The sequence below is a fragment of the Vibrio sp. 3-2(1) genome (assembly GCF_963887575.1).
Classification (GTDB): Bacteria; Pseudomonadota; Gammaproteobacteria; order Enterobacterales; family Vibrionaceae; genus Vibrio; species Vibrio anguillarum.
On sequence record NZ_CAWPGB010000044.1, the window covers coordinates 237,046 to 262,789 of the forward strand.

The window sequence follows — 25,744 nt, forward strand, 5'->3', positions numbered from 1 at the left end:
TTATCGATAGAATCGATTTATCTTCACGTAGAATGTGATCATGACCAACAATGGTTGTTCCTAAGCATAGTCGAGTATGGTGACCAAACATTCTTTCGTTTCGCCAAATGGATAATAATTCGCCAATCAGTTGATGCATCACGCTTTTCATGGAACTTTTCGAATCAATAAATTACTAATTCAGCAAAACAGCAGGAGACCCATTCAATGCCATCGCACGCGTTTCAATCGCTACAACACTATTTAAATCAGCAAGTCATAGGCCAGACAGGTTTGGTTAAACAGTTATTAGTTGCACTTCTTGCTGATGGGCACATTTTGGTCGAGGGGCCTCCTGGCCTTGCAAAAACACGGGCCGTGAAATCACTCGCCGATTGCATAGAAGGTGATTTTCATCGAATCCAATTTACGCCTGATCTGCTCCCCGCCGATTTAACTGGTACCGATATCTTCCGCCCTGAAACAGGTGAGTTCACATTTCAAGCGGGCCCGATTTTTAACTCATTAGTATTGGCTGATGAAATCAACCGCGCTCCAGCCAAAGTACAAGCTGCGATGCTCGAGGCGATGGCCGAAAAACAGATCACGGCAGGTCGAAAAACCTACCCGTTACCTGAACTTTTTTTAGTGATGGCTACCCAAAACCCGATCGAGCAAGAGGGTACTTATCCTCTACCCGAAGCGCAGTTGGATCGTTTTTTATTGCATTTAAATGTTGATTATCCAGACGCTGAAAATGAACTCGCCATTTTACGTTTGAACCGCGGGGAAGCGCAGGGAATTGAGAAAGTCTCTCCGCCAACATTAAGCCAAAGCGATATTTTCAGTGCTCGACAAGCGGCGCTGAACATTCACATGGCCGAACCTATTGAGCAATATATTATTCGCCTGATCATGGCAACGCGTAAACCCGCAGACTACGATGCCTCGTTGGCACTATGGCTAGAGATGGGCGTCAGCCCGCGAGCAACCATCGCGCTTGATCGATGCGCTCGCGCTCATGCATGGCTCAGTGGGCGTGATTTTGTCAGCCCTGAAGATGTTCAAGCGATGGTATTTCCGGTTTTGCGCCACCGGCTATTATTGAGCTACCAAGCACAGGCTGAGGGCGTACATCCCAACCAAGTTATCACTCACTTACTTTCACTGGTTGGTAGTGCTTAGCACTAAGACTAAGGTTTACTATGCAAGAGTCACTTCCACCGTTTAGTACGGGTGTCACACTTTCATTGGCTGAACTGTTGCCTTACAAGCAGCACGCTATTCGCTGGCTGCCACCTGCTAAAAGTTTATGGGCGCAAGTATTGGGGCAGCATCAGAGCAAGCAACTCGGCCGAGGAATGGACTTTGCTGAGGTCAGGCAATACCAAGCAGGAGATGATATTCGGACCATCGACTGGCGCGTTACTGCGCGTACGGGAAAGCCTCATACCAAACTGTTCAGTGAAGAACGAGAAAAACCCGTCATTCTTTACGTTGATCTGAGCCGCTCTATGCAGTTTGGATCGCAGTTAATGCTCAAATCAGTGCAAGCGGCGCACATGGCAAGCTTGCTCAGTTGGTTAAGCATTGCCAATAAGGACCGAGTGGGCGCGGTGATTGATACTGGTTCGACACTGGTTGAGTTAAAACCGACTAGCCGCCAAAAAGGGCCATTACAGCTGTTGCAACAGTTGGTGACACTACAAAACCAACAGCTGCTGGAGCTTGATAAAACGAAATCACACAGCATGCAGCGCGGCCTAACTGCGTTGAATCGTTTGTGCCCTAAAGGCAGTGAAGTGATTTTGATCAGTGACTTCGTCCATTTCAATGCCACATTACAACCAATACTCAACCAATTGCATCGACATAATCGTGTAAAAATTGTGCACATTTACGATCCATTAGAGCAAGGAGAGACCCAATTTCGCGGTGTAGAACGCGTAACCGATGGCCAACAGACGAGCTGGCTCAACTTTTCGAAAAATAGTACGCGCTTAGGGTTAAAAAAAGCCTTTGAATCTCAAAAAGAAAAACTAAAATCATTGAGTCAAACTATGGCAATTTCTTATACCTCACTCTCTAGTGAGAAACCTTTGTTGCAACAACTATCCGGATATAAAGAATGAAGGAATCATCAATAGCTACACTTTTAGATTTAAGCGCGATGCAACTGCCTGAGCTACCCTCTTGGTTTCCCTTGGCTTGGGGATGGTGGGCAAGCGCGGCGGGCATACTGCTCTGTCTGCTGATTCTGGTGTTAGCCATTCGTTGGCGTCGTAAACGCTTAGCCCCGAAAAAAACGGCGCTACGTTTACTCAACCCCCAATTTGGGCATTTAACTCCTTCTTCAGCGATTGAGCTACTTCGTCAAGCCGCGCTTTGTTACTACCCTCGAATGGAAATCGCACATCTTACCGGCAAAGAGTGGTACACCTTTTTAGATTCACAAATTTCTTACCCTCTTTTTGTTCCCAATGAAACATTGTGGCAGCAAGCGTTATACCAAAAGCAGAAAACAGAAAACAGTCAAGAGCTGATTAATCACTGCTATCAATGGGTTAATGATGCTTTGCCGCCTAAAAAACGGAGATAGCTAGGCTTTGGCAAATATAGAGTTATTGTGGTGGTGGATGCTATGTCTGCTGCCACTCCCGCTGGTCGTTTATCGATTCTTACCACCAGCAAAAGAAAGGGCAGCGATTCACCTGCCCTACCTTCCTAAAGATAATCAGCGTCAAGCACCAAACCAGATCATCGCTAAAATCATTGCAAGCGCTATTTGGTGCTTAGTATTGATCGCCGCAGCCCGTCCAGTGTGGTTTGGCGACCCGGTTATTGCTCAGCCCAAACACCGAGATCTGATGCTGGTGGTTGACCTCTCTTACTCCATGAGCCAAGAAGATATGCTGCTTGGCGATCAGTACATTGATCGTTTGAGCGCCGTTAAAAATGTGCTCTCTGATTTTATTGACAAGCGCGAAGGTGATCGCCTTGGGTTAGTCTTATTTGCCGATCACGCCTATCTACAAACGCCGTTGACTCTGGATAGAAACACCATTCGCCAGCAGCTTAATCAAGCCGTCCTTAAGCTGATCGGCACCCAAACCGCCATTGGTGAAGGGATTGGGCTTGCGACCAAAACGTTTATCGATAGTGATGCCCCACAGCGGGTGATGATTTTACTCAGCGATGGCAGCAATACTGCTGGCGTGCTCGACCCAATCGAAGCTGCGAAAATTGCCCAAAAATACAATGCCACCATTTACACAGTCGGTATTGGCGCTGGCGAAATGATGGTCAAAGAGTTTTTTATGACTCGAAAAATCAATACCGCGGAAGATTTAGATGAGAAGACGTTAACACAAATAGCGACCATGACTGGTGGCCAATATTTTCGCGCACGAAATAGCCAAGACCTCGCAAAAATATACGACACCATTAATCAATTAGAACCCATAAGCCAAGCAAGCCAAACTTGGCGTCCACAAAGCGAATGGTTTGGTTATCCGTTGGCGATGGCGCTCGTGCTATCTATGCTCTTAGCGCTACTAAGGAGAAATCATGTCTGAGTTTGTTTTTCTTACACCTTGGTGGTTAACCGCACTATTCCCCTTAGCACTACTGCTGGGCTGGTTCACTCTGCGTGCCAAACGACACTCTTTGATAGCACCTCATCTGGCTAAGGCGATGGGTTTGAGCGATAAAAAGCATAACGCGGCCATTGTGATCATCAGCATCAGTTGGCTGCTCGCAGTACTGGCGCTAGCTGGTCCGAGTTTTGAATCTCAAACACGCCCCAGTTACAGCAATAGTAACGCGCGCGTATTAGTGATGGACATGTCACTATCGATGTACGCTACTGATATAAAACCCAACCGCTTAACGCAAGCGCGTTATAAAGCGCTCGACTTACTCATGCAATGGCAAGAAGGTAGTACAGGGCTTGTCGCCTATGCTGGTGATGCCTATACCGTTAGCCCATTAACCACCGATACCGCAACCCTAAGCAACTTAGTACCCAATCTATCGCCCGATATTATGCCCTACCCCGGCGCAGATGCAGCTCGCGCGGTTCAATTAGCCATCGACATGATGAAAAATGCCGGCCTTGCACAAGGTGACATTGTGTTATTGACCGATGACATCGACTCACAAGAGCAAGCTCAGATTGAAACACAGCTTACCAATACGCGTTGGAAATTAGTGATCTTAGGCATTGGTACCCAAGCGGGCGCGCCCATTACGCTCAGCGATGGCAGCTTACTGAAAAATGCACAAGGGCAGACCGTAGTGGCCAAGACCAACTTTGCCAATATGCAGTCGCTCGCGCAGAATATAAATGGATTATTTACGCCAATCAGCTTAGACAATAGCGATGTCGCAATGATCGCTAAGCTAGACCAAAACGAACAACCACACAGTACAACCAAGAGTCAACAAATGGTGAAAGAGCGCGTTAACAATGGCTATTGGTTAGTGCTGCTCCTCATTATCCCGTGTTTGCTTTTGTTTCGCCGTGGCGTCATTTTTTCTTTATTACTGCTCTTCATCCCTACACTGCACAGCAATAGTGTACAGGCTTCTCCTTGGCTAAATAGCAATCAACAAGCCAAAAAAGCGTTTGATGCAAAGGAGTATCAAGCGGCCAGTGAACAATTTACAGACTTAGAGTGGAAAGGCATCGCTCAATATCAGGCTGGAGAATATCAGGCAGCGGTGGAAACCCTCTCTCAACTGCCACAAGACAATGTGCGAGTGCAATACAACTTGGCCAACGCCTACGCGCAAAATGGAGAATTGGAAAAGGCCCAAACCTTGTATGAAGAGGTGTTAAAGCGCGACCCAAACCATAAAGATGCTCAGCATAATTTGGAAATCGTAAAAAAAGCGCAGCAACAGCAACAGCAACAGCAACAGCAACAGCAACAGCAACAGCAACAGCAACAGCAACAGCAACAGCAACAGCAACAGCAACAGCAACAGCAACAGCAACAGCAACAGCAACAGTCTGGTGAGCCTTCCGATCCAAATCAAGATCAAAATCGGTCGGAAAATAAAAATAATGAACAGAATAAAAACGATGCACAACAACAAGATGGCGAACAAACCGGAGATAAACCTGACGACCAAAGCGATGGCTCACCGCAAGATAACGGCTCTCAGTCTTCGCCTCAATCGGCACAAAGTAAAGATGAGCAAGGTGAGCGATCCAAGGCCAACACGGCGGATGAATCGCCTGCCTCTCAACAGCCGACTGAAGCGACTCAAACAAATGAATCAATGAACAACGAAGATGAGGTCAGTGACAAAGAAGCCTCTGAGCAGCAAACACAAAAGCAATCGCAACAGCAAGGCGATAGCCAAACCGTTGACCCGCAACTTCGTAAGCTAGAACAAGTCGAAAGTGCACGAGATCCTAGTGGCTTACTCAAAGCACAATTGTTGCTACAAGCAAGACAACGGCAAGAAGACCAAGCACAACCTCCACAAAATAACAGCAAGAAGTGGTAAGTATGAAATCGATCAAGCGTTCATTTTGGGCTGCGATTATCAGCCTAGTTTCTGTTGCTCTACTGAGCTCGGCCGCTAACGCGGCTGCACTTTACGCCAGCGTCAGTAAAAATAAGGTCGCGAAAAATGAAGTATTCCAATTACGAATTGTTGCCGATGAAAAAGTATCGACCGATGCGATCGACTTTAAGGTGTTAGAAGGCGATTTTTTTCTTGGCCGCCCAAGTTTTGGTACTTCGGTGAACATCATCAATGGCGATCGCAGCACGCGCAGTGAATGGAATGTATCGTTGGCAGCCAACAAACTCGGCATACTGACCATTCCTAGTTTTACCGTCAATGGGGCAACTACTCAACCGATCGCGATTCAAGTTATCGCTGATGGTGAAGCGCCCAAGCAATCTGACCTTGTTGAAATACAAGCCGATCTAGAACGTAGCAAACTCTACCCGAGTGAAAGCACTTTTCTCAATGCTCGCCTAATCATCAAAGCTGACCCAAGAAGGCTGCAAAATCCACAAATTACGCCACCCGCTGTACAAGGATTAGAACTGACGACCGAGGGAGAAGCTAACCAATACCAAAGCTTATTGGATGGGGTTGAAGTCACTGTTGTAGACCAAAAATTTAGAGTCACGGCCCAAGAGGCAGGAACTTTCACGTTATCCGGCCCTGCGTTTAAAGCTGGCCTCATCTATGGTAACAACCAAACGGGCAGCACCCGCTTGCTGCAAGTCGATATTCCGGCCAAAACCTTTTCGCTGACCGTACTGCCGAAACCAGATAGCTATCAAGGCACTTGGCTACCTACACCAAAACTAACACTCAACCAAACGTGGCGAGATGCCACAGGGCAGATCATCACCGCCGAGAGCTTTAAAACCAAAGTGGGTGAATCGTTGACTCGTGAATGGATTCTGACAGTGAAAGGCCTTACGCAGACGCAGTTGCCTAACCTCTCAGTGCAATATCCAGACTCAATTCGGCTCTATGCTGAAAAGCCTCAGTTTAAAAGCTTAGATAATGGCGATGTGCAAATGACGCTAAAACAAGTACTCATCCCAAAAACCGTCGGTAAGGTTGAGCTAGCGGATCTCACCGTCAGTTGGTGGGACACCAAAAACGAATCTCAGCAAAGCGCGCAAGCCAAAGGATTAAAGCTAGAGGTTTCGCCAGGTGAATTACTCAACCCATCCACCTCTGTGCTGACACCACCAACAGTACAAACCGTCACCGTTAAAGATGCAGGATACTGGCCCTACTTTACCGCATTTTTTGCACTGTTATGGATGGCGACTATGGTAGTCGCTTGGTCATTTCGTAACGCGCCACAAACAGCAACACAGGAAACCAACGCTCATCATCAACCGCTTGAAGGCCACCAATATCAACAGTTAAAAGAAGCTGTACAAAGCCAAGATGGTGCCAAAATCAGCTATTACTTCACCCTCTGGCGCGATTCAGTCGTATTAAGTGATGAAGAGAAAACCGCACTAGATGCACAAGTCAACCAGCAACTTAAAACTTTGTACGCACCTCAGAAAAGTGATTGGGATGGCTCAGCGTTAATCTCTATGATTGATGCCATTCAAAAAAAGCAAACTAAGCGCCAGCATAAAAAGTTAGAATCTCTGGCAAAACTCTAACCGAAAATGGCTGTCGAAATCACAATCTCAAGTCTAAGGTATGTTGTTATATTCAAACGACTAGCCGCTGTGGCTTCAAGTCATTTGGGGACTGTTGCCAACAAAAGGAAAACAAGGCATGCAAATAAAAAGTAGCGCTTCATTGATCATCGGTTTGAGTTTAATACTCGGGCTCGCAACCCTCGGTTATTTTGTGCAGCAAACGGCTGTGAAATATAAAGAGTATGAGCGCGTGGTGACAGTTAAAGGATTATCAGAGCGAGAATATCCCGCCGACACAGTTGTTTGGCCGATCCAATTTAGTGTGGCCGATAATGATTTACCCACCATGTTCAACACGATTGAAAAGCAGAGCCAACTGGTGACCGCATTTTTAGCTCAACAAGGCATTGATGAAAAAAGTGTCTCGCTATCATCGCCAGCGGTGATCGACAAAAAAGCACAGCAGTATGGTGGAGAAAATTTAGTCGAGTTTCGTTATTTAGCGAATCAAACCATTACGGTGTACAGCAATCAAGTTGACCTAGTGCGCGAGGCCATTAATAAGCTCGGCCATTTAGGAAAACAAGGCATCGTTTTTAATCAAGATCCTTACAACAACCGCGTTGATTATTCATTCTCTGGGCTGAATGAAATCAAACCCGACATGATTGAAGAAGCGACCAAACAGGCAAGAGAAGTCGCAGAGAAATTCGCCAAAGATTCGCAAAGCTCACTTGGTAAGATTAAACGCGCTTCACAGGGACAATTTAGTATTGTGGATCGTGATAACAATACTCCTTACATCAAAAAAATACGCGTCGTTTCAACGGTTGAATATTACCTCTCAGACTGAATAATCTGCTGTTCTCATTATCCTTGTCATGACTCGCCGCGCCAACACTATGAATTTGGCGCGGCGACTTGATCACTTCGAGTATGGTGTTTTTGCTCAGAGTAACCAACGACTTGGTTTCTGCCATTATCTTTTGCTTGGTAAAGTGCCTTATCCGCTTTACTGTACATCTCCTCAAACTTAAGTTCACTGGGAAGGTACTGGGCAATAGTGTAACCAATCGAGACACTTAAGCAGTCACCATCAGGGTTCTCACTATGTTCAATCTGCTCTCGTTCAATACTAAAGCGTATGCTTTCAGCCAACGCTTTCACTTCTGCTGCATCACGGTTGGCCACCAACAATATAAATTCTTCACCACCAATTCGGCAAAAGAGTTCATTCTCTGCCTGAGCATGTTGGTTGAGAATATGGCCAATACGAATCAAAGCAATATCCCCTTCTAAGTGACCGTAGTAATTATTAAATAAACCAAAGTGATCAATATCAAGCAGAATTAAACCATAGCTTACGGTCTCCGTTTGTACTCTCGAACCGATGCGTTCCAATAAATGAGCTAACATCCGACGATTTCCAAGGCGAGTTAATGGATCCATTTTGGCCATTAAGTCCAGTTTGTCGTTCACTTTTTGTAACTCATAGGTACGGTTACGCACCTCAATTTCTAAATTCTCATTCAGTTCACTGATCGCCTGCTGAGCACTGGTGCGCATCAATACTTCGGTTAAATTCGAGGCGAACATGCGGATCACTTCTCGCAGTTGTGAAGTCAGTGGTGAGCGGCGGATCAAATTGTCCGCAGCAATAAAAGCAATAGGTTCGCCATTGTTGGTAAGCATGGTCATGGCTGTCCAGCCAAAACCAACAATGTTGCTGTCATGATAAATAGGGACTGACTCTTCAAACACCACCTCATTGGGGTTGGCTTTGGCCATATCAACAATCATATTATTGGTGGTCCCAGAACGAAAATAGGATTCATCCACAATGTTGCCTTGGATATCGGTTCCCCACGTTCCTTGAATGTACGAGCAGTGTTTATCGGTCAAAAACACCGCCAGACGATCAATGCCCATGCGGTTAATCGCAAAACTGACCGCCGATTTGCACACGTCACTCACCGTCATACAACGTGACAGTTCAACCATGCTCGCATGCAACATGCGAACATTTTGCTCCTGACGCTTGCGAATATAAATTTGCGCAAGCAATGAACCAAAAGATTCCAACATCTGCTTTTGGTATTCAGTAATGGGCTGTCGATTAATGTAGTTATCAATCGCGATCCAACCAATGGTTTCATTACCATCACGTAGAATTAACATCCCATTCCACCCTTGTCCTACCACATTTCCTGCCGTGTATAGAGGGGCATCGTCGATCAACACCAAACTTTTAGTATCATCAGAAAGACCGCTTAAATAACTTTCTTCTAGCTGGTGCAAATCGTATTGGGTATGGTGTTCGCTCACCGTTTTTCCGCTTTCATCCGTACCATAAGTTCCGCTAAAACAACGTTTTTTCATATCAAGAACCAAAAAAGCGGCTCGATCAAACCCTAAGCGTGTTTTCGTTACATCAACGGCCGCTCTGTGCAGCGCATCCAAATTGTCTGGGTTAGCCAGTTCAATCGCTAATTGATGAACCAGCTTCATGTTATCAATGAACATTTCGCGCTGTTTAATTTCATCCAAATACTTTGCTTCGCGGATATCTCTATTTTTAAACTCCTTTGCCGCTTCAGATTCCGCGCGAAGACATTGCCAACGAGCCGCAATCAGTTGCAAACAATCGAGATCTCCGGATTCTGTTTTCGCATGAATGTTGACGTTATCAATTGCCTCAAGCAGCAAATAGGTTCTTAAATCAGGGTGGTTATCTAACATAAAAAGATAAGACTCACCGCCCATCACACTACGGTAGTCCCAATTGCAGGTGTTGATCGCTAGTGGAATTAGACCATCAGAGGTGTCAAATTGTGCGGCCCAATTCCAAAAGGTATTTGGATAATTTTGCAGAGCAGTCGGTAAGTTGTACTCAAATAATGACTCATGGCGCTTGTTTAATGTTGGTGCATGAAAGATCCGCATTGATTTGGGAGAAATGAAACTTTGAAGAAAATCAAACGTTGCTTCCGCGAGCATACGGTGGTTGCGAGCAGAAGAAATCTGTTTGAGTAAAGTACGAGAGAACATATGAGCGGCCTGACATTTTAATAATTTTCATTGCAAAATTAGACAAAAGATCATGTGCAATCAAACTCTTAAAAAGGTCGCTGTTAAGTCGGCCGCAAATTTGCACTCTATGTTTTTACATCCTAGAGTTAACCTACATTTTTGAGATTCTGTTTCCATTTATTACATGGTTAGCCCTATTATTTTTAGCATTGTCTTATTTGCAAGACAATATTGACAACTAGCCACGTTCATTCTTCCGCTGCATAATGTCTCTCTATTTGCCACCTTATCAGTACTGACACTCTCTTATGACCCGATACTTTAGGCTACTTTTGTTTCTATGTTTTTCACTCAACAGCGCAGCGGCTGAGATTGATCTGGTCAAAGTGGATAAATCTAAGCGTCGCATGTACTTAATCTCGGGCCAGCAGATCATTCAAGAGTATCGAATTGCCTTGGGTAAAGAACCCAAAGGACATAAACAGCAAGAAGGCGATCAACGTACCCCAGAAGGTCGATACTATCTTGAAGCTATCAGTAATGATTCTGGCTATTATCGTTCGATTCATATCAGTTACCCGAATCATCAAGATAAAGTGCATGCACAGCGCTTAAACATCAATCCCGGTGGTGATATAAAAATCCATGGCCTAAAAAATGGCGACAAGCAACGACCAGAATATGTGCAAAGTTTTGATTGGACTAATGGGTGTATTGCACTGACTAACTCAGAAATGGATGAATTTTTGAGCCTAGTCAAAGAAGGCACGCCGATTGAGATTGAGTGGTAAAAGTGGCACTTACGCTAAGGTGTGAGGACGTGCATTAAAATAAATCACACAAACTTTGATTAGCGCAGATTTTTGGTTTTTAATATCGAAAAAGTATTTTTAATCAATGGTTGGAATTAACATGTCGTCAGATTTTTATGGTTCAAGTGCCAATTATGCTCGTAAAGAGAGCGGTTACCGAGAAAAAGCACTTAAACTTTACCCTTGGGTGTGTGGCAATTGCGCGCGTGAATTCGTTTATTCAAATTTACGGGAATTAACTGTGCACCACAAAGATCACGATCACACCAATAACCCTGAAGATGGCAGTAACTGGGAGCTTTTATGCCTCTATTGTCACGATCATGAGCACTCTAAATATTCAGACCACGACCGATTTGGCGCTGAGCCTGTTGCGAGATTAGACGATCATCAAAGCGCGACCTATAACCCCTTTGCCGATCTCGCCAAACTGATGAAAAAATAACGCGGTTAGCCACTAGATCACATACGCTTTAGTGGCTTAACCACGCTATCCAATCCTTCAATTTTCAACGCTAAGCAAAGTTGCAGCAAACGCCCGAGCTCCCCTTCAGGGAAGCCCTTCTTATCAAACCACAGCAAATACTCTTCTGGTAAGTCGATAAGCGCTCGCCCTGCATACTTACCAAACGGCATTGGCATACGCGCAAGTTTAATCAGGTTCTCTTTTTCTAACATTTTGCGTCTCACAAACTGGCTAAACTTGTTTAAGTCCAACCAGTTTATGTTTCTCAGCCACTTTTGGGTACTGATTTATCGCATAACGCTGTAGGTGGATAAAAATATAATCAATATGAATCAGATGCGGTGTAGTAGTTTTCTTTAAACGCTAAGCTTCCCCACATAGCATTGGCATGAGCACGTTTAACCACTTCTGGATCCAACTCTTTTTCTGTCAGGGTATCTGATTTAAAATCATATTGATAAGTAGAAATACCTTGCTCAGGCCGAATAACAACCAGTTGGTTGTCTGCTGTCATATAGCCATAATTTTTATCTCGTTGCATCATTACTCGCTGCTTCTCAGCAGGAACATCATGAGTTAAATCGAACCCAATCATTGGGTTTTGGCTACTGATACCGGCCAAAGAAAGCAGTGTGGGTGCAAGGTCAATTTGACTAACTAGACGATCGTCAATGCGGTGTTCAATGCCGCCACCAAAAATCACCGCTGGAATTCGAAAGTAATCGACTGGTACAGGCTGATTACCCTGTGTTCTAGCATCATGATCTGCCACAGCAACAAACACCGTGTTATTCCAATATGGTGACTTTTTCGCTTTTTCAATAAACTGTCCAAGCGCATAGTCTGCATATTTCACCGCATTTTCCACCGTTTGCTTTGGCTCATTATACGGTTCAATCACGTTATCAGGGTATTCAAATGGGCTGTGGTTCGATGAGCTAAAAACTAAGCTAAAGAACGGTTTACCTTCACGACTCATCTTCGTAAATTGCTGATCTGCCTTATTGTAGAGATCTTCATCTGACGCGCCCCATGAACCAACATATTTAGGCGAATCAAAAGTTGGGAAATCTTGCATATCGACAAAACCGTTACCCAAGAAGAAACTCTTCATATTGTCAAAGTGGCTTTCACCACCGTAAATAAATTGTGTGTGGTAATTTCGAGACTTTAATAAATCCGCAATTGAAAAGAAATTCGTTTGGCTTTTACCTAATTTGACCACTGAACGTGCAGGAGTCGGAGAAAACCCTGTGGTCACCGCTTCAATACCACGAACAGAACGCGTTCCCGTTGCGTACAAACGGGTGAATGCCCACCCCTCATCAATCAGTTTATCGATATTGGGTGACGCATCGATACCACCAAGGCGGCTAACATAACGTGCACCGTGACTTTCAAGCAATAGGATTACGATATTTTTAGGCTGGCCTTGATAGGTCGCTTGGTGCATTGCCATGCTAGGTTGTTGTGCAGAGACAAAGTCTTTATTGTCGACATTCATGGATGCACGAATTTCTTGGACGATCTCCTGCTTATCCATTTTCGGGTAAAACTCGAAAGCACTCGCTTCAGATTTCATCTGTTTGGCAGCAAAAATTGCTGAAAATGAGGAGTTTAACGTTAAATCATTCACCAAAGGGTCACTAGAAAAAGCCACCATCGCCGGATTTAATGGACGGTGTCCCAGTGAAGAACGCGCCCCCAAAATACCAATAGCCACAACAAAAATAGCAATCAGCGGACGCCAATACCATTTAGGAAAGCTTAAGTTCGAAACAAGCTGCTTGCTCCATTTCCAGCCGACAAAAAGTGTGAACGTGGAAACTACGGCACCAAGGAAAAGTTCAAATTTATAGCCACTCCAAAGCATACTGAAAACTTCTTTGGGATAAATGAGATATTCGATAAAAATTCGATTAGGTCGCAGATCATACTCAATAATAAATGGCGGTGTTGCTGCTTCCATGTAAACAATCAACCACAAACCGCCAGTAATCCACACACGTAAAAACCAATGCCAGACCCGACCGACAGCATGATCGCCAGACAGTAGGCTAGATAACAACGCTGGTAAAATGAGTAAATAACAAAGAGAAACAATATCAACTCGCAGACCACTTAAGAAAATGGTCAGCCATCCACCAGCATCACTCACCCGTTCAAAATGCCAGATAGCCAGTCCTAAACGAGAGACAAAAAAGATAACTAGCCCCACCACGAATACGGCAGCAATCGGATAGAGAGGCCCTAAGTAGGGTTTGATTTTATTGAGCATAAATTTCAACAACTATTAAGATTAAATGAATGATTAGATAATACGTTAAGGCATTGATAAAAGAAATAAGTTCCATTTCATTTTGTAAAACGAAAAACTATCGCCTATTTTATCTTCATGCGTTAAATGTCTTAAGTTTTTCTTAAGATTAATATGGCAAATTCCTTTATCGAACACTGACATAATTAAGAATGGCGGGATTTATTTAGATTAATTAAACGACAGAAATCCATTTCAATCTTGATAATATAAACAAAATAGAGGAACGCTAAAATGCCTAAAACTTACAAATGGGATCTATTTGTTCGCTTGACACATTGGATTGTGGCGGGATCTTTCTTAACCAACTACCTCATAACAGAAGAAGGTAGTAAAACACACCAATGGATTGGCTATCTACTGATGATCACGATATGCCTTCGTCTCATTTGGGGTCTTATTGTCCATTCCCCTGCTCGCTTGTCTGCCTTTAAGCCTTCAATACACAATGCGTTTATTCACATAAAGCAAGTAATAGAAACAAAAGAAGATCACCATGAAGGGCACAACCCAGCTGGAGCTGTGATGGTCTGGATTTTGTGGTCTGGCCTCCTCCTAACAGGACTTAGCGGCTGGGCAACACAACTGGACATGTTATCGGCAAATGACTGGCTCAGCGAATTGCATGGAGCGCTCGCAAATCTGACGATGCTGGCAACGATAAGCCATATAGCCGCCATTGTGATAATGAGCCACTGGACTGACCACAATTATTTAAAAAATATGCTGTTACATAAAAAATAGAAATATGTTCATTGAACCTGAGTGCTTAGGTTCATCAGGTTTAATCGACTAAGTAACAGGGGTGTATTTACAAAAAGATCCGTATTTAATGCTCTATTTAACTTTTAATTAGTATTCATGACTGAAGAGGCCGTCTAAATTTTAATCATTACTATGGCGATTTTTGTTAATAGAGATAACATCAACTTTGTATTATTTCAAAAAAGTGACATGGCAATGAATTTTCATATAGAAAAATAATAGATAGATACAGTATGCTACATCCGATAGCACTTTTTAATAAGATGAGAGTCAACTCAAGCTATCGACATTTTTATTATCTCATTATTAACTATTAGGTTACTCACTTTATGAAACCAGGCCGTACAGGAATAAGTCGTTTATTTTACGCTACAGGTTATTCAATGAAAGGCCTTCAGGCTGCATGGAAAAATGAAGCCGCCTTTAGGCAAGAAATCGTCGCTTCTATCATTCTAATTGCGATCACTTTTTTCTTGCCGGTCAATGAATTAGAACAGCTAATGATGATCGGTAGCTTAGTACTGATTGTCATCGTTGAGCTTATGAATTCAGCCGTGGAAGCTGTAGTTGATCGCGTAGGTAGTGAGTGGCATGAGCTCAGTGGCCGTGCGAAGGATATAGGATCAGCTGCGGTTTTGATTGCACTACTTTTTGCTGCATTTACATGGATTTTTATTTTGGTACGCTAAATGAAGCGATCGTTTGAAAATTATTCGTTTTCTTACGTCGGTATTAGTTTTCTCCTAGCGCTATGTTTTGCCACCGCCGTTAACTTGCTTGTTTATTCTGTAGTCGCAGAGTAAATGCTGTTCAAAAAAAGCGCCCCAACCGGAGCGCTTCAACTTCAATATTCGATTATTCCCAATCAAGGATAACTTTACCAGAAAGACCGCTGCGCATAGCATCGAAGCCAGTTTGGAAGTCATCAATTTTGTAATGGTGAGTGATGATAGGCGTTAAATCGAGGCCAGATTGGATCAGGCTCGCCATTTTATACCAAGTTTCGAACATTTCACGGCCATAGATACCTTTGATCACCAAACCTTTGAAGATCACTTGGTTCCAATCGATCGCCATATCTGAAGGTGGGATACCTAATAAAGCAATACGACCACCGTGATTCATGGTTTTCAGCATAGAACTAAAGGCACTTGGTACGCCTGACATTTCAAGGCCGACGTCAAAACCTTCCGTCATGCCAAGTTCACTCATGACCTCTTCTAACTTTTGTTCCGCAACATTCACGGCGCGTGTCACGCCCATTTTGCGCGCAAGTTCAAGACGATATTCGTTCACGTCGGTGATCACCACATGGCGCGCACCAACGTGTTTCGCCACTGCGGCCGCCATGATACCGATTGGACCAGCACCAGTGATCAGCACATCTTCGCCGACTAAATCAAATGACAATGCGGTATGTACCGCGTTACCAAATGGGTCAAAAATCGAGGCTAGATCATCGGAAATACCATCTGGGATCTTGAAAGCATTAAACGCAGGGATAACTAAGTATTCAGAAAATGCACCCGTGCGGTTCACACCAACACCCACAGTATTACGACATAAGTGAGTACGACCACCGCGGCAATTTCGACAATGGCCGCAAGTAATATGACCTTCGCCAGACACGCGATCACCTAATTCAAAACCGCGAACTTCTTGACCAATGCCAACCACTTCACCCACGTATTCATGGCCAACCACCATTGGCACTGGGATGGTTTTTTGTGACCACTCATCCCAGTTATAGATGTGAACATCGGTGCCACAAATTGCGGTTTTCTTAATTTTAATCAGCAGATCGTTGTGACCAAGTTCAGGCATTGGTACTTCGGTCATCCAAATGCCTTGCTCTGGTTTGAGTTTGGATAATGCTTTAATTTTCATTTAATGAGCCCCATTTCTTGGCCAACAGCAATAAACGCATAAATGGCGTGGTCGAGTTGCTCGCGGCTATGCGCGGCTGACATTTGTGTACGAATACGAGCTTGGCCTTTGGGCACAACAGGGAACGAGAAACCAACAACATAAATGCCCTTAGCTAATGCTCGTTCTGCAAACTCTGCTGCAACGATAGCATCGCCGAGCATAATTGGGATGATGGCGTGATCCGCACCACCCATAGTGAACCCCGCGCCTTCCATTCGAGTACGGAAATGCGCAGCGTTATCCCAAAGTTGGTCGCGAAGCGCGGCGCTTTCTGCCAGTAAATCCAGCACGCGAATCGATGCTGCAACAATCGCTGGCGCAACCGAATTAGAGAATAAATAAGGACGTGAACGTTGACGAAGCCAATCAATCACCTCTTTTTTACCGGAAGTGTAGCCACCTGAAGCACCACCCATGGCTTTACCAAGGGTACCGGTGATGATATCAATACGGTCAATCACATCATGGTATTCATGCGTGCCACGGCCATTTGCACCCATAAATCCAACCGCGTGTGAATCATCCACCATGACGAGCGCGTTATATCGATCGGCTAAGTCGCAAATTGCGGGTAAATTAGCTACCACGCCATCCATTGAGAATACGCCATCCGTTACGATGAGCTTATTACGAGCACCCGCCGCATCGGCTGCGATCAACTGCTGTTCTAACTCTTCCATGTTGTTGTTGGAGTAACGAAAACGCATTGCTTTACATAAACGCACACCATCAATGATTGAGGCATGGTTCAACGCGTCAGAGATAATCGCGTCTTCTTTATCTAAAATAGTTTCAAATAAACCGGTGTTTGCATCAAAACATGAGGTGTAAAGAATCGTATCTTCTTTACCTAAGAATTGAGAGAGCTTCTGTTCCAGTTGCTTATGGATATCTTGCGTACCACAGATGAAACGTACCGAAGCCATACCAAAGCCGTGACTGTCCATGCCTTGCTTCGCCGCTTCAACCAGCGCAGGGTGATTGGCCAAACCAAGGTAGTTGTTGGCACAGAAGTTCAACACTTCTTCACCAGTAGAAATCTCGACCGCCGCTTGTTGTTGCGAAATGATCACACGTTCAGATTTATACAGACCTTCCGCTTTGATTTCCTCAAGCTGGTTTTGGATCTGTTGATAAAATGCAGAAGACATTGCTACGTCCTTATTTTTATATAGCGCAATAACTATGGTGTAGGGCAGCCTAAACGAAAATAGATCCTTCATTTACACTGTAAAATCGCTTAATGGTATTTTAGTTGATCCCATTTACGACTATTATCCCATGACATGGAAAACCATTCGTGAACTTCAGGCACAAATACAATTATGATCACGCATCGTCTTATCGCCCTGCTGCCTGATTTAGCGGCTTTCATTCTCGTCGTCAATGAAGGTAGCTTTACGGCAGCCGCTCAAAAGCTAGGGGTAACACCTTCGGCATTAAGTAAATTGATTACCCGTTTAGAACAAGCGCTATCAGTGAAGTTATTTGAGCGAACCACGCGCCAACTCTTAATCACTCAGGCAGGAAAGCGCGTTTATGATCAAAGTCTGTTGATGGTCAACGCTGCGCAGCAAGCGGTTGAGCTTTCCACCTCTGACCACACCGAACCTGCAGGCGCACTCACTGTTGCGGCACCTGAAGCATTTTTGAACTCAGTTCTGCAACCCCTTGTGCTTCCTTTTCTAACTCAATACCCTGAAATTCAACTTAAGCTGAGAGCTGCAGATGGTGCGATCGATTTATTCAAACACAATATTGATGTGGCGTTTAAACTGACTGATAAGCCAGATGAAAACTTGGTACTGCGTGAAATTGGCAAAACCCACTTAGTGTTGTGCGCCAGCCCAGAATATATAGCGGCCAGAGGCACGCCCACCCACCCTATCGAATTAACGGATCACGACTGCTTGTATCTTGCCGAAACCGAGCGTGACCATCTCTGGGATTTTCATAAAGAAGATGAGTTCCATACAGTGGCAGTCTCAGGCCGCTATGCAGTAAACCACTCACAAATGCGTTTGAACGGCGTGAAAAATGGCTTAGGTATCGGCATCTTCCATGATTTTGTCATTCAGCAAGCGCTCGTTGAAGGCAGCGTCGTCCGGCTATTAGCCGATTGGACGATCAAAAGTAATTACTACGGATCAATTGCCATGCAATATCCACAAACCAAGTACATGCCAGCAAGGCTGCGGGTGTTCATTGATTACGTCACTGAACATTTGGTCAGCAAACTCAATAAATAAAGGTTAATCATGCTAAAACGAATCCACCACGCGGCAATTATTTGTTCAGACTACGCACGTTCCAAAGCGTTTTATACTCAGATCTTAGGGCTGCCTGTTATTGCTGAAAATTACCGCGCCGCTCGCGATTCATACAAGCTGGATCTTGCTCTGCCCGATGGCGGACAAATTGAGCTGTTCTCATTTCCAAATACACCACCAAGACCAAGCTTCCCTGAAGCTCAAGGGCTACGACATTTAGCGTTTGTGGTGGACAGTGTCAGTGAAGTCAAAGCGTATTTAGAGGAAAAAGGCGTCATCGTCGAGCTCATCCGCGTTGATGAGTTCACTGGTCGCGAATACACATTTTTCGCCGACCCAGATGGTTTACCGTTAGAGCTTTATTCTGAATAGTGGAAGGAATCAAGGCTATTTTCTAACGCCAGTACAACAGATTAAATAATGGTGGCGCACGAGGAACTTGTTTTTCAAATCGTACACTTAGAGCCAAAAAAGTGTAGCTGTCTGAAACAAACAAGTTCAGTCGTGTCAGTAAAGGTGTCGTTGGAAGTGAATCTTGATGAAAGGTGGAGAAATGAGCAAAGGGACAGGGTTTCGTATGCTGTGTCTGTACTTTTCCCTCTTCAATTTGAACCAGCTCAAAACCATTAATGGTGCACAGTGTGGCCCAAACCCCCGCCGTATTGCCATGCGCGTTTATTACAGGCATAAGCGACACCAACACCCAACTGAGCGCGCTGGTGAGCAACATTATTCTGTTAAAACGGTTTAGGCGAATCATAGCAACACTCAATTTTTTCTTGTCGACACTCTATAACGCAATGATAAAAATAACAGTGCGGCAGCGCTAAAAACTTAACAAATACCCTCAAGTTCGCTACAAATCGTTAGCTTAAAGACGACGTTTCAAGATGCATATCAATGTGACTCCATTCACGCTTTGTCTATCAATCCACCCAAACTAGGAAATATTCTTAACTCAGTTAGGCCATGCCCTCAAGTCAATCGCCAAGCCGATTTTTACAATCACTCTATGATGCAGCCAGACGGTTGCTAGCCATTCGACTCTGGTGTGAATTGACTGACAGCAGAGATTTCTTTGACGTGATTTTCTAAGGATTTCACATGCTAAAACTTTTGCAACAGGTTCGGCTACCGACCCTCGATCTCCCCGCAGCAGAACGCCGTAAAATGTGGTTCAAACCATTTTTACAATCATACCTTGTGGTGTTTATTGGCTACATGGCGATGTATTTAGTGCGCAAAAACTTCAACGTTGCACAAAACGATATGATTTCAACCTACGGCTTGTCGATGACACAGCTAGGGCTGATTGGTCTTGGTTTCTCCATCACTTACGGGATTGGTAAGACAGTGGTCTCTTACTACGCCGATGGCAAGAACACGAAACAGTTCCTACCTTTTATGCTGATCCTTTCTGGTATTGCAATGCTTGGATTTAGCATGAGCATGGGCGGTTCAAGCGTCAGCATTTTCCTAATGGTTGCTTTTTATGCGCTAAGCGGTTTTTTCCAAAGTACTGGTGGGCCATCAAGCTACTCCACTATCACCAAATGGACGCCCAAAAATAAACGCGGCACCTACTTGGGTTTATGGAATATGTCGCACAATGTCGGCGGCGCAGGTGCGGCAGGCGTAGCACTGTTTGGTGCAAACTATCTCTTTAATGGTCATGTTGTGGGCATGTTTGTGTTCCCATCAATCATCGCATTAGTGGTGGGTTTCATTGGTTTGCGTTACGGTAGTGACTCTCCTGAAGCATACGGTTTAGGTACGGTCGAAGAGTTGTTTGATGAAGCGGTCAGCGAGGAAGATATTGCCGCGGAAGAAAACCAAATGACCAAACGTGAGATCTTTGTTGAATACATTTTGAAAAACAAAGTGATTTGGTTACTCTGCTTTGCCAACATCTTCCTCTACATCGTGCGTATCGGCATCGACCAGTGGTCTACTGTGTATGCCTATCAAGAACTTGGTTTGTCAAAAGAAGCGGCCATTTCAGGCTTCACTCTCTTTGAAGTGGGCGCATTAGTCGGCACTTTAATGTGGGGTTATCTGTCCGATCTTGCTAATGGCCGCCGAGCTTTGGTCGCCTGTGTCTCTCTGGGACTCATCATTGTTGCGCTCGAATTCTATCAGCACGCCACCAGCGAGTTTATGTATCTCGCGTCACTTTTTGTGCTAGGTTTCCTTGTTTTTGGCCCACAATTACTGATTGGTGTTGCTGCGGTTGGCTTTGTGCCGAAAAAAGCGATCAGTGTCGCCGATGGCGTTAAAGGCACCTTTGCTTACTTAATTGGTGATAGTTTTGCCAAACTTGGCCTAGGTATGATCGCCGACGGTACACCGATTTTTGGCCTCACCGGCTGGAAGGGCACCTTTGCTGCGCTCGACACTTCAGCGATGATCTGTATCGTGCTGCTGATTTTTGTCGCTATCGCAGAAGAGCGTAAGATCCGCCATGAGAAAAGGCTAAAGCTGGCCGCAGCTGCCGCTTAGCTCCCAGCAAAATCAAACGCGATATTCTCTTTTATGAGTGTGTCGCGTTTTATTGTGCCACCCCTTCCTTTTTGACGCGCTAGACTCCTCTACAATGGCATCCATAGCAAAGGGATATATTGCTTGTTTAATTGTCTCTGTGGCGTTAGTTTAAGCTCCCTTTTTACTCAGGCAATATAAACAGCGGGGATTGTGATGATCAAAGTAGCACTAGTGGATGACCATATCGTGGTACGTTCAGGCTTTGCCCAACTCATGAACCTTGAAGACGATATCCAAGTGGTCGGCCAATTTAGCTCGGCAGCCGAAGCGCGCGCAGGGCTTCCCGGCACGGGGGCAAACGTCTGTATTCTTGATATTTCAATGCCTGATGAAAGCGGGCTGTCGCTGCTTCAAGATCTACCCTCTGGGATAGCGTGCATTATGCTGAGCGTTCACGATTCCGCGGCCATGGTCGAAAAAGCCTTGGAGGCTGGAGCAAGAGGCTACTTAAGCAAACGATGTAGCCCAGATGAACTTATCCAAGCCGTACGAACCAGCGCCCACGGTGGTTGCTACTTAACACCCGATATTGCGCTTAAACTCACCTCCCCCAAGCGCGAGGCAAAGCTATTGGCACAGTTGACCAAACGTGAACGGCAAATCAGTGAAATGCTGGCTGCCGGGCTGGATGTGAAAGCGGTCGCCAATGAGCTTGGACTTAGCCACAAAACCATTCATGTCCATCGCGCCAATGCAATGGATAAGTTAGGTGTGAGCAATAACGTGGCCTTAGCGAAATATTTTTCTGACTCATTCTAATGCCACGCTATTTTATTACGTCACTCTGCGCTTGGTTTCTGCTCTCTTGCAGTTGGTTTTGCTTGTGGGTTATCGCCTACTATTTTGTCAACGATCCGGAACTGGCGATCTTCTTCTTTCCTTTTGCTCTGCGTTTAGGCACTGCGCTGCACAGTCCACAACGTTACTGGCCCGCGATTTATGGTGCAGAATGGTGGCTGACGATTGCGCTCGCCATGCTAATGGAACAACCTCAATGGCTGACAGTACTCGCCGCCAGTATCGCAACGCTGCCCTTAAACCTGCTCGCCCAACGCTACTACCACGGAAGTCAGTGGCGTCGCTTTATTGTGATGGGCGGGTTGATCCTCGCCAGCGCTATCATTAATACGCTGGCCACCACCTACCACGGCCATACCGCGTCAATGGTGATGTTAGTCAGCATCACAGCTGGCTTAATGATTGTGCCAAGCTGCTATTTGATATGGAATTATCTTTTCCAAAGCACTTGGGTTCCACTGACGGCGAACTTAGTCTCTCGTCATATCGAATTTCGCACGCGTCACGTCTTACTCTACTCTTTACTATTTATTTTAAGCATTGCGCTGCAAATTGGTTTACCTGATGAACTTCGGCGTTTTGCGCCATTTTGTTTAGCCATCCCGATCATTTTGCTCGCTTTTCGCTACGGCTGGCAAGGTGCATTGCTCGGTACGCTGCTCAATAGCATTGCATTGATCGCGGCTCGTAGTGGTGTCTCTAATATGGAAATCACTGATCTCCTGCTCTCTCTTTCAGCACAAAGTTTAACCGGCATTTTGCTGGGAATGGGTGTGCAGCGACAAAGAGATCTCAACACCAAGCTGCGCCAACAGCTTGATCGTAACCAAAATTTGTCCCGCCAATTAGTCAAAGCTGAAGAATCTGTTCGGCGTGATATTGCTCGCGAGCTGCACGATGAGATCGGTCAAAACATTACCGCTATCCGTACTCAAGCCAGCATTATTCAACGCGTCGAATCTCAGCCCGTCACCAGCCATTGTGCTAAAACCATTGAGTCTCTCTCTTTAAATGTTTATGACACAACTAAAAGTTTGCTAACCCGTTTACGCCCTAAAACCTTAGATGATTTAGGCCTAGTCGAAGCACTGGATCAACTGCTGCGTGACCTTGAATTTGAGACGCACGGCATTCAAACTCAAGTGGTTTGGACGGGGAATTCAACCGCTCAACTGCAAAAGTTAAGTGACGCCACCAAGGTGACCCTTTATCGATTGTGCCAAGAGGCGCTCAATAATGCCTTGAAATACGCAGAAGCTAGCCACATTGTGATTGAGTTTTCGTTAGCAAGTGATGTCACACTGCGCATTCACGATGATGGCATCGGTTTCAAAGCACAAGCGCAGCTGAACGGCTTTGGTTTACGGGGGATGCGTGAGCGAGTCGAGGCATTGGGTGGCCACTTTCAGATTATTAGCCACTGTCAGTCTACAACAGCCAACCACGATATAAGCAAGAATGGCACTCAGCTTACCGTCACACTGCCCCACTTATAATCGTGGAATATAAAGCACTATGATAAATTTTCTACGCTCTCAACCACCGAAACCGCTTCTTGCATCAGCGCAAGAGGTTAACCAGCAGTACCGTTATTGGCGCTTTCACATCATGATGGCGATGTATGTCGGTTATGCGCTTTTCTACTTCACGCGTAAAAGTTTGAATTACGCCATGCCCGCGATGATTGCTGACCTCGGTTTAGATAAGAGTGATATTGGCATCATGGGCACGTTGTTTTACATCACCTATGGTATCTCAAAATTTCTGTCCGGGATTTTGTCGGACCGCTCCAACCCGCGCTATTTTATGGGCCTAGGGTTAATGGCAACGGGTTTTATCAATATTCTGTTTGGCTTTTCAAGCTCAATCAGTATGTTCATCTTACTCTGGGTGCTCAATGCTTGGTTCCAAGGTTGGGGATGGCCTTCTTGCTCTAAACTCCTGACAACTTGGTATTCGCGCTCTGAACGTGGTTTTTGGTGGGCGTTATGGAATACCGCTCATAACGTGGGGGGCGCGTTGATCCCATTACTGGTTGGCTTTCTCACTTTCCATTTTAGTTGGCGCGAAGGTTTTATTGTGCCGGGCTGTTTAGCCGTTATTGGTGGGGTTTTCTTATGTTGGCGATTGCGTGATAAACCAATGACCCAAGGTTTACCCAGCGTTGGTCAATGGCGTAATGACGCCCTTGAACTGGCGCAAGAAAATGAAGGCCTCGGCCTTAGCACTAAACAGATCTTGCACACATATGTGTTAGGAAATAAGTACATTTGGTTACTCGCCTTGAGCTATGTACTGGTCTACATAGTGCGTACTGCCATCAATGATTGGGGAAATATCTACCTTACCGAGCAACAAGGCTATGATTTGATCACGGCTAATGGCGCGCTTTCGCTGTTTGAAGTCGGTGGGTTTATTGGATCGTTAGTCGCAGGCTGGGGTTCAGACAAACTGTTTGGCGGCAACCGTGGGCCAATGAACCTGATTTTTTCAATGGGCATTTTTCTTTCGGTGGCAGCGCTGTGGCTGATGCCGTTAACGGGGTTTGTATTCCAAGCCGCTGGCTTTTTTACGATTGGCTTTTTTGTCTTTGGCCCACAAATGTTAATTGGTATGGCCGCCGCGGAGTGTTCTCACAAAGATTCGGCTGGCGCAGCAACTGGGTTTGTGGGGTTATTTGCGTATATGGGCGCAGCGCTCGCCGGTTACCCGTTAGCCATTATTGTCGAGCAATTCGAATGGCGAGGTTTTTTTGTCACCATTTCTGTTTGCGCCGCTGTGATCGGCTTACTACTGCTGCCTTTCTTACAAGCTCAGTTTTCAGGCAGTGACCACCCCACGAACCATTGAACGTTATATCCAATCCAACGTTATCGTGAGGGGGCCACAAAGCTAATTAACCAAATAAGCGCTTCCAGATACTTGGGTTACGCTGCTCGTGGTATTCAACACGCAGTTCGTCTACCGTCCGCAGCGTTTGTTGAGCTTGTTCTAAATTTCCTTGCTCAAGATCCACTTCGATTTTGTCTAATGCCACGGAAAGCTTATTAAACCCTTCTAAATAGAGATCTTGCTTCTCCGGTGGATAATTTCCCCGTTTTGACTCTTCAACCAACTGACTTAATCTCTCAATGGGTGCTTGCATTGTTTCAACGCTGGTCGCTTCTGCCGCTTGTTTAAATTCAAGCTTCATTTGTTTCATGTTCTGTTTTAAGTCAACATTAGCCGCCGACACGCTAGCCGCAAATAATGCGCAAGCTGTTAGTATCATTATTTTTTTCATAATTATTTCTTTTTATTCTGGCAAGAAGTGCCAAGTTTAATGGATCTCAAGATAAAAGAGGGACAAATTTTTGTCATTTTTTATGACCTCTTTACGGCTTATAGTGTTTGATATTCTGCGATCGCTTTTCGCCCGCGCAGTGCTAAAAAGGCCAGAAACTGCTCGACACTGTGCGTAATCACTTTCTCAGCAGCAATACCAACGTTCTCAAGCAGTTCACTGGCCAGTTGAAGTTGGCCGATATCTTGACAAAAATGGGCATCGCTGCCAGTGGTAACAAACTACCAACACAGGTGGTTTCTGAAATAAATCTGGAAAGGTTTAAATGATAAGGCGTGATAGCCTTTTCCAGAAAAACAGCTATCTTTCGCTATTTTTCCTAAAAATTGAGTTTAGATAGTATCAGTTT

24 protein-coding genes and 1 pseudogene are annotated in these 25,744 nt (G+C 45.0%); 17 read left to right on the top strand and 8 right to left on the bottom strand.

What is annotated here, in order from left to right; translation table 11 throughout:
* Positions 1-207: 207 nt before the first annotated feature.
* From AACQ79_RS14140 to AACQ79_RS14170, 7 genes are all read left to right on the top strand, one after another.
* Entirely contained in the window at positions 208-1,164 is a 957-nt protein-coding gene (locus tag AACQ79_RS14140) for an AAA family ATPase (RefSeq protein ID WP_170899272.1), read from the top strand.
* Between the two features lie 20 nt (positions 1,165-1,184).
* On the top strand, positions 1,185-2,111 hold the full coding sequence (locus tag AACQ79_RS14145; RefSeq protein WP_170899273.1) for a DUF58 domain-containing protein: 927 nt from the start codon (positions 1,185-1,187) through the stop codon (positions 2,109-2,111).
* Positions 2,108-2,578, top strand: coding sequence for a DUF4381 domain-containing protein (locus tag AACQ79_RS14150; RefSeq protein WP_013867999.1), 471 nt, complete (start codon positions 2,108-2,110; stop codon positions 2,576-2,578). The genes AACQ79_RS14145 and AACQ79_RS14150 overlap by 4 nt, the downstream gene beginning before the upstream one ends.
* Positions 2,579-2,585: 7 nt before the next feature.
* Positions 2,586-3,554 (top strand): vWA domain-containing protein, encoded by a 969-nt coding sequence (locus AACQ79_RS14155; RefSeq protein WP_170899274.1) that lies wholly within the window; start codon positions 2,586-2,588, stop codon positions 3,552-3,554.
* Entirely contained in the window at positions 3,547-5,496 is a 1,950-nt protein-coding gene (locus AACQ79_RS14160) for a vWA domain-containing protein (RefSeq protein WP_170899275.1), read from the top strand. The genes AACQ79_RS14155 and AACQ79_RS14160 overlap by 8 nt, the downstream gene beginning before the upstream one ends.
* Entirely contained in the window at positions 5,490-7,142 is a 1,653-nt protein-coding gene (locus tag AACQ79_RS14165; RefSeq protein WP_170899276.1) for a BatD family protein, read from the top strand. Before AACQ79_RS14160 ends, AACQ79_RS14165 begins: the two co-directional genes overlap by 7 nt.
* A 118-nt stretch (positions 7,143-7,260) precedes the next feature.
* Complete coding sequence (locus AACQ79_RS14170; RefSeq protein ID WP_170899277.1) at positions 7,261-7,977, top strand: SIMPL domain-containing protein; 717 nt, start codon at positions 7,261-7,263, stop codon at positions 7,975-7,977.
* Between the two features lie 47 nt (positions 7,978-8,024).
* Here AACQ79_RS14170 and AACQ79_RS14175 read toward each other — a convergent pair whose 3' ends face one another.
* The gene (locus tag AACQ79_RS14175; RefSeq protein WP_170899278.1) at positions 8,025-10,172 is read right to left on the bottom strand and encodes a GGDEF domain-containing protein; all 2,148 of its coding nucleotides are present in this window, start codon (positions 10,170-10,172) and stop codon (positions 8,025-8,027) included.
* Positions 10,173-10,462: 290 nt separating this feature from the next.
* On the opposite strand from AACQ79_RS14175, the gene AACQ79_RS14180 reads away from it, so the two are divergent.
* Complete coding sequence (locus tag AACQ79_RS14180; protein WP_013868005.1) at positions 10,463-10,945, top strand: L,D-transpeptidase family protein; 483 nt, start codon at positions 10,463-10,465, stop codon at positions 10,943-10,945.
* A 121-nt stretch (positions 10,946-11,066) separates the two neighbouring features.
* Complete coding sequence (locus AACQ79_RS14185; RefSeq protein ID WP_010318547.1) at positions 11,067-11,411, top strand: YajD family HNH nuclease; 345 nt, start codon at positions 11,067-11,069, stop codon at positions 11,409-11,411.
* 17 nt (positions 11,412-11,428) lie between these two features.
* On the opposite strand, the gene AACQ79_RS14190 is transcribed toward AACQ79_RS14185, so the two are convergent.
* Both AACQ79_RS14190 and AACQ79_RS14195 read right to left on the bottom strand, forming a co-directional pair.
* A complete protein-coding gene (locus tag AACQ79_RS14190; RefSeq protein WP_026028221.1) occupies positions 11,429-11,644 on the bottom strand; it encodes a DUF3820 family protein in 216 nt (71 codons plus the stop codon).
* A gap of 110 nt (positions 11,645-11,754) precedes the next feature.
* The gene (locus AACQ79_RS14195) at positions 11,755-13,710 is read right to left on the bottom strand and encodes an LTA synthase family protein (RefSeq protein WP_170899279.1); all 1,956 of its coding nucleotides are present in this window, start codon (positions 13,708-13,710) and stop codon (positions 11,755-11,757) included.
* Positions 13,711-13,983: 273 nt separating this feature from the next.
* Here AACQ79_RS14195 and AACQ79_RS14200 point away from each other — a divergent pair, with 273 nt between their 5' ends.
* Positions 13,984-14,493: a cytochrome b/b6 domain-containing protein gene (locus AACQ79_RS14200; protein WP_017048335.1), complete on the top strand. Its 510-nt coding sequence runs from the start codon at positions 13,984-13,986 to the stop codon at positions 14,491-14,493.
* A gap of 350 nt (positions 14,494-14,843) precedes the next feature.
* Positions 14,844-15,203: a diacylglycerol kinase gene (locus AACQ79_RS14205; RefSeq protein WP_013868010.1), complete on the top strand. Its 360-nt coding sequence runs from the start codon at positions 14,844-14,846 to the stop codon at positions 15,201-15,203.
* A gap of 166 nt (positions 15,204-15,369) precedes the next feature.
* Here the strand turns inward: AACQ79_RS14205 and tdh are convergent, their stop codons facing one another.
* Both tdh and AACQ79_RS14215 read right to left on the bottom strand, forming a co-directional pair.
* Positions 15,370-16,401 carry an L-threonine 3-dehydrogenase gene (gene tdh, locus AACQ79_RS14210; protein WP_088733474.1) on the bottom strand — a complete coding sequence of 344 codons (1,032 nt, stop codon included), beginning with the start codon at positions 16,399-16,401 and terminating at the stop codon, positions 15,370-15,372.
* Complete coding sequence (locus AACQ79_RS14215) at positions 16,398-17,594, bottom strand: glycine C-acetyltransferase (RefSeq protein WP_170899280.1); 1,197 nt, start codon at positions 17,592-17,594, stop codon at positions 16,398-16,400. Before AACQ79_RS14215 ends, tdh begins: the two co-directional genes overlap by 4 nt.
* A 174-nt stretch (positions 17,595-17,768) precedes the next feature.
* Here AACQ79_RS14215 and AACQ79_RS14220 point away from each other — a divergent pair, with 174 nt between their 5' ends.
* Positions 17,769-18,692: a LysR family transcriptional regulator gene (locus tag AACQ79_RS14220; protein ID WP_094149356.1), complete on the top strand. Its 924-nt coding sequence runs from the start codon at positions 17,769-17,771 to the stop codon at positions 18,690-18,692.
* Between the two features lie 9 nt (positions 18,693-18,701).
* On the top strand, positions 18,702-19,085 hold the full coding sequence (gene gloA2 / locus AACQ79_RS14225) for an SMU1112c/YaeR family gloxylase I-like metalloprotein (RefSeq protein ID WP_094149357.1): 384 nt from the start codon (positions 18,702-18,704) through the stop codon (positions 19,083-19,085).
* Positions 19,086-19,107: 22 nt separating this feature from the next.
* Here the strand turns inward: gloA2 and AACQ79_RS14230 are convergent, their stop codons facing one another.
* Entirely contained in the window at positions 19,108-19,473 is a 366-nt protein-coding gene (locus tag AACQ79_RS14230; RefSeq protein ID WP_026028259.1) for a hypothetical protein, read from the bottom strand.
* A gap of 344 nt (positions 19,474-19,817) precedes the next feature.
* Here AACQ79_RS14230 and uhpT point away from each other — a divergent pair, with 344 nt between their 5' ends.
* The 4 genes from uhpT to AACQ79_RS14250 all read left to right on the top strand — a co-directional run bounded on the left by uhpT (position 19,818) and on the right by AACQ79_RS14250 (position 24,902).
* Positions 19,818-21,212: a hexose-6-phosphate:phosphate antiporter gene (gene uhpT, locus AACQ79_RS14235; protein WP_013868016.1), complete on the top strand. Its 1,395-nt coding sequence runs from the start codon at positions 19,818-19,820 to the stop codon at positions 21,210-21,212.
* Between the two features lie 195 nt (positions 21,213-21,407).
* Positions 21,408-22,013 carry a transcriptional regulator UhpA gene (gene uhpA / locus AACQ79_RS14240; protein ID WP_026028260.1) on the top strand — a complete coding sequence of 202 codons (606 nt, stop codon included), beginning with the start codon at positions 21,408-21,410 and terminating at the stop codon, positions 22,011-22,013.
* Positions 22,013-23,548 carry a signal transduction histidine-protein kinase/phosphatase UhpB gene (gene uhpB, locus AACQ79_RS14245; protein ID WP_094132345.1) on the top strand — a complete coding sequence of 512 codons (1,536 nt, stop codon included), beginning with the start codon at positions 22,013-22,015 and terminating at the stop codon, positions 23,546-23,548. Before uhpA ends, uhpB begins: the two co-directional genes overlap by 1 nt.
* Positions 23,549-23,567: 19 nt before the next feature.
* Positions 23,568-24,902, top strand: coding sequence for an MFS transporter (locus AACQ79_RS14250; protein ID WP_094132344.1), 1,335 nt, complete (start codon positions 23,568-23,570; stop codon positions 24,900-24,902).
* A 46-nt stretch (positions 24,903-24,948) separates the two neighbouring features.
* Here AACQ79_RS14250 and AACQ79_RS14255 read toward each other — a convergent pair whose 3' ends face one another.
* Positions 24,949-25,335, bottom strand: coding sequence for a cytochrome b562 (locus tag AACQ79_RS14255; RefSeq protein WP_013868020.1), 387 nt, complete (start codon positions 25,333-25,335; stop codon positions 24,949-24,951).
* 98 nt (positions 25,336-25,433) lie between these two features.
* Positions 25,434-25,616, bottom strand: a pseudogene (locus AACQ79_RS14260) (phosphatase); the annotation flags it as partial.
* Positions 25,617-25,744: the final 128 nt, after the last annotated feature.

Coding starts and splice junctions, on each gene's coding strand:
- AACQ79_RS14215 (WP_170899280.1), bottom strand. CDS start 17,594: ATGTCTTCTGCATTTTATCAACAGATCCAAAACCAGCTTGAGGAAATC.
- AACQ79_RS14200 (WP_017048335.1), top strand. CDS start 13,984: ATGCCTAAAACTTACAAATGGGATCTATTTGTTCGCTTGACACATTGG.
- AACQ79_RS14255 (WP_013868020.1), bottom strand. CDS start 25,335: ATGAAAAAAATAATGATACTAACAGCTTGCGCATTATTTGCGGCTAGC.
- AACQ79_RS14250 (WP_094132344.1), top strand. CDS start 23,568: ATGATAAATTTTCTACGCTCTCAACCACCGAAACCGCTTCTTGCATCA.
- AACQ79_RS14205 (WP_013868010.1), top strand. CDS start 14,844: ATGAAACCAGGCCGTACAGGAATAAGTCGTTTATTTTACGCTACAGGT.
- AACQ79_RS14175 (WP_170899278.1), bottom strand. CDS start 10,172: ATGTTCTCTCGTACTTTACTCAAACAGATTTCTTCTGCTCGCAACCAC.
- AACQ79_RS14170 (WP_170899277.1), top strand. CDS start 7,261: ATGCAAATAAAAAGTAGCGCTTCATTGATCATCGGTTTGAGTTTAATA.
- AACQ79_RS14180 (WP_013868005.1), top strand. CDS start 10,463: ATGACCCGATACTTTAGGCTACTTTTGTTTCTATGTTTTTCACTCAAC.
- AACQ79_RS14220 (WP_094149356.1), top strand. CDS start 17,769: ATGATCACGCATCGTCTTATCGCCCTGCTGCCTGATTTAGCGGCTTTC.
- AACQ79_RS14185 (WP_010318547.1), top strand. CDS start 11,067: ATGTCGTCAGATTTTTATGGTTCAAGTGCCAATTATGCTCGTAAAGAG.
- gloA2 (WP_094149357.1), top strand. CDS start 18,702: ATGCTAAAACGAATCCACCACGCGGCAATTATTTGTTCAGACTACGCA.
- uhpA (WP_026028260.1), top strand. CDS start 21,408: ATGATCAAAGTAGCACTAGTGGATGACCATATCGTGGTACGTTCAGGC.
- AACQ79_RS14190 (WP_026028221.1), bottom strand. CDS start 11,644: ATGTTAGAAAAAGAGAACCTGATTAAACTTGCGCGTATGCCAATGCCG.
- AACQ79_RS14160 (WP_170899275.1), top strand. CDS start 3,547: ATGTCTGAGTTTGTTTTTCTTACACCTTGGTGGTTAACCGCACTATTC.
- tdh (WP_088733474.1), bottom strand. CDS start 16,401: ATGAAAATTAAAGCATTATCCAAACTCAAACCAGAGCAAGGCATTTGG.
- AACQ79_RS14145 (WP_170899273.1), top strand. CDS start 1,185: ATGCAAGAGTCACTTCCACCGTTTAGTACGGGTGTCACACTTTCATTG.
- uhpB (WP_094132345.1), top strand. CDS start 22,013: ATGCCACGCTATTTTATTACGTCACTCTGCGCTTGGTTTCTGCTCTCT.
- uhpT (WP_013868016.1), top strand. CDS start 19,818: ATGCTAAAACTTTTGCAACAGGTTCGGCTACCGACCCTCGATCTCCCC.
- AACQ79_RS14230 (WP_026028259.1), bottom strand. CDS start 19,473: ATGATTCGCCTAAACCGTTTTAACAGAATAATGTTGCTCACCAGCGCG.
- AACQ79_RS14150 (WP_013867999.1), top strand. CDS start 2,108: ATGAAGGAATCATCAATAGCTACACTTTTAGATTTAAGCGCGATGCAA.
- AACQ79_RS14195 (WP_170899279.1), bottom strand. CDS start 13,710: ATGCTCAATAAAATCAAACCCTACTTAGGGCCTCTCTATCCGATTGCT.
- AACQ79_RS14140 (WP_170899272.1), top strand. CDS start 208: ATGCCATCGCACGCGTTTCAATCGCTACAACACTATTTAAATCAGCAA.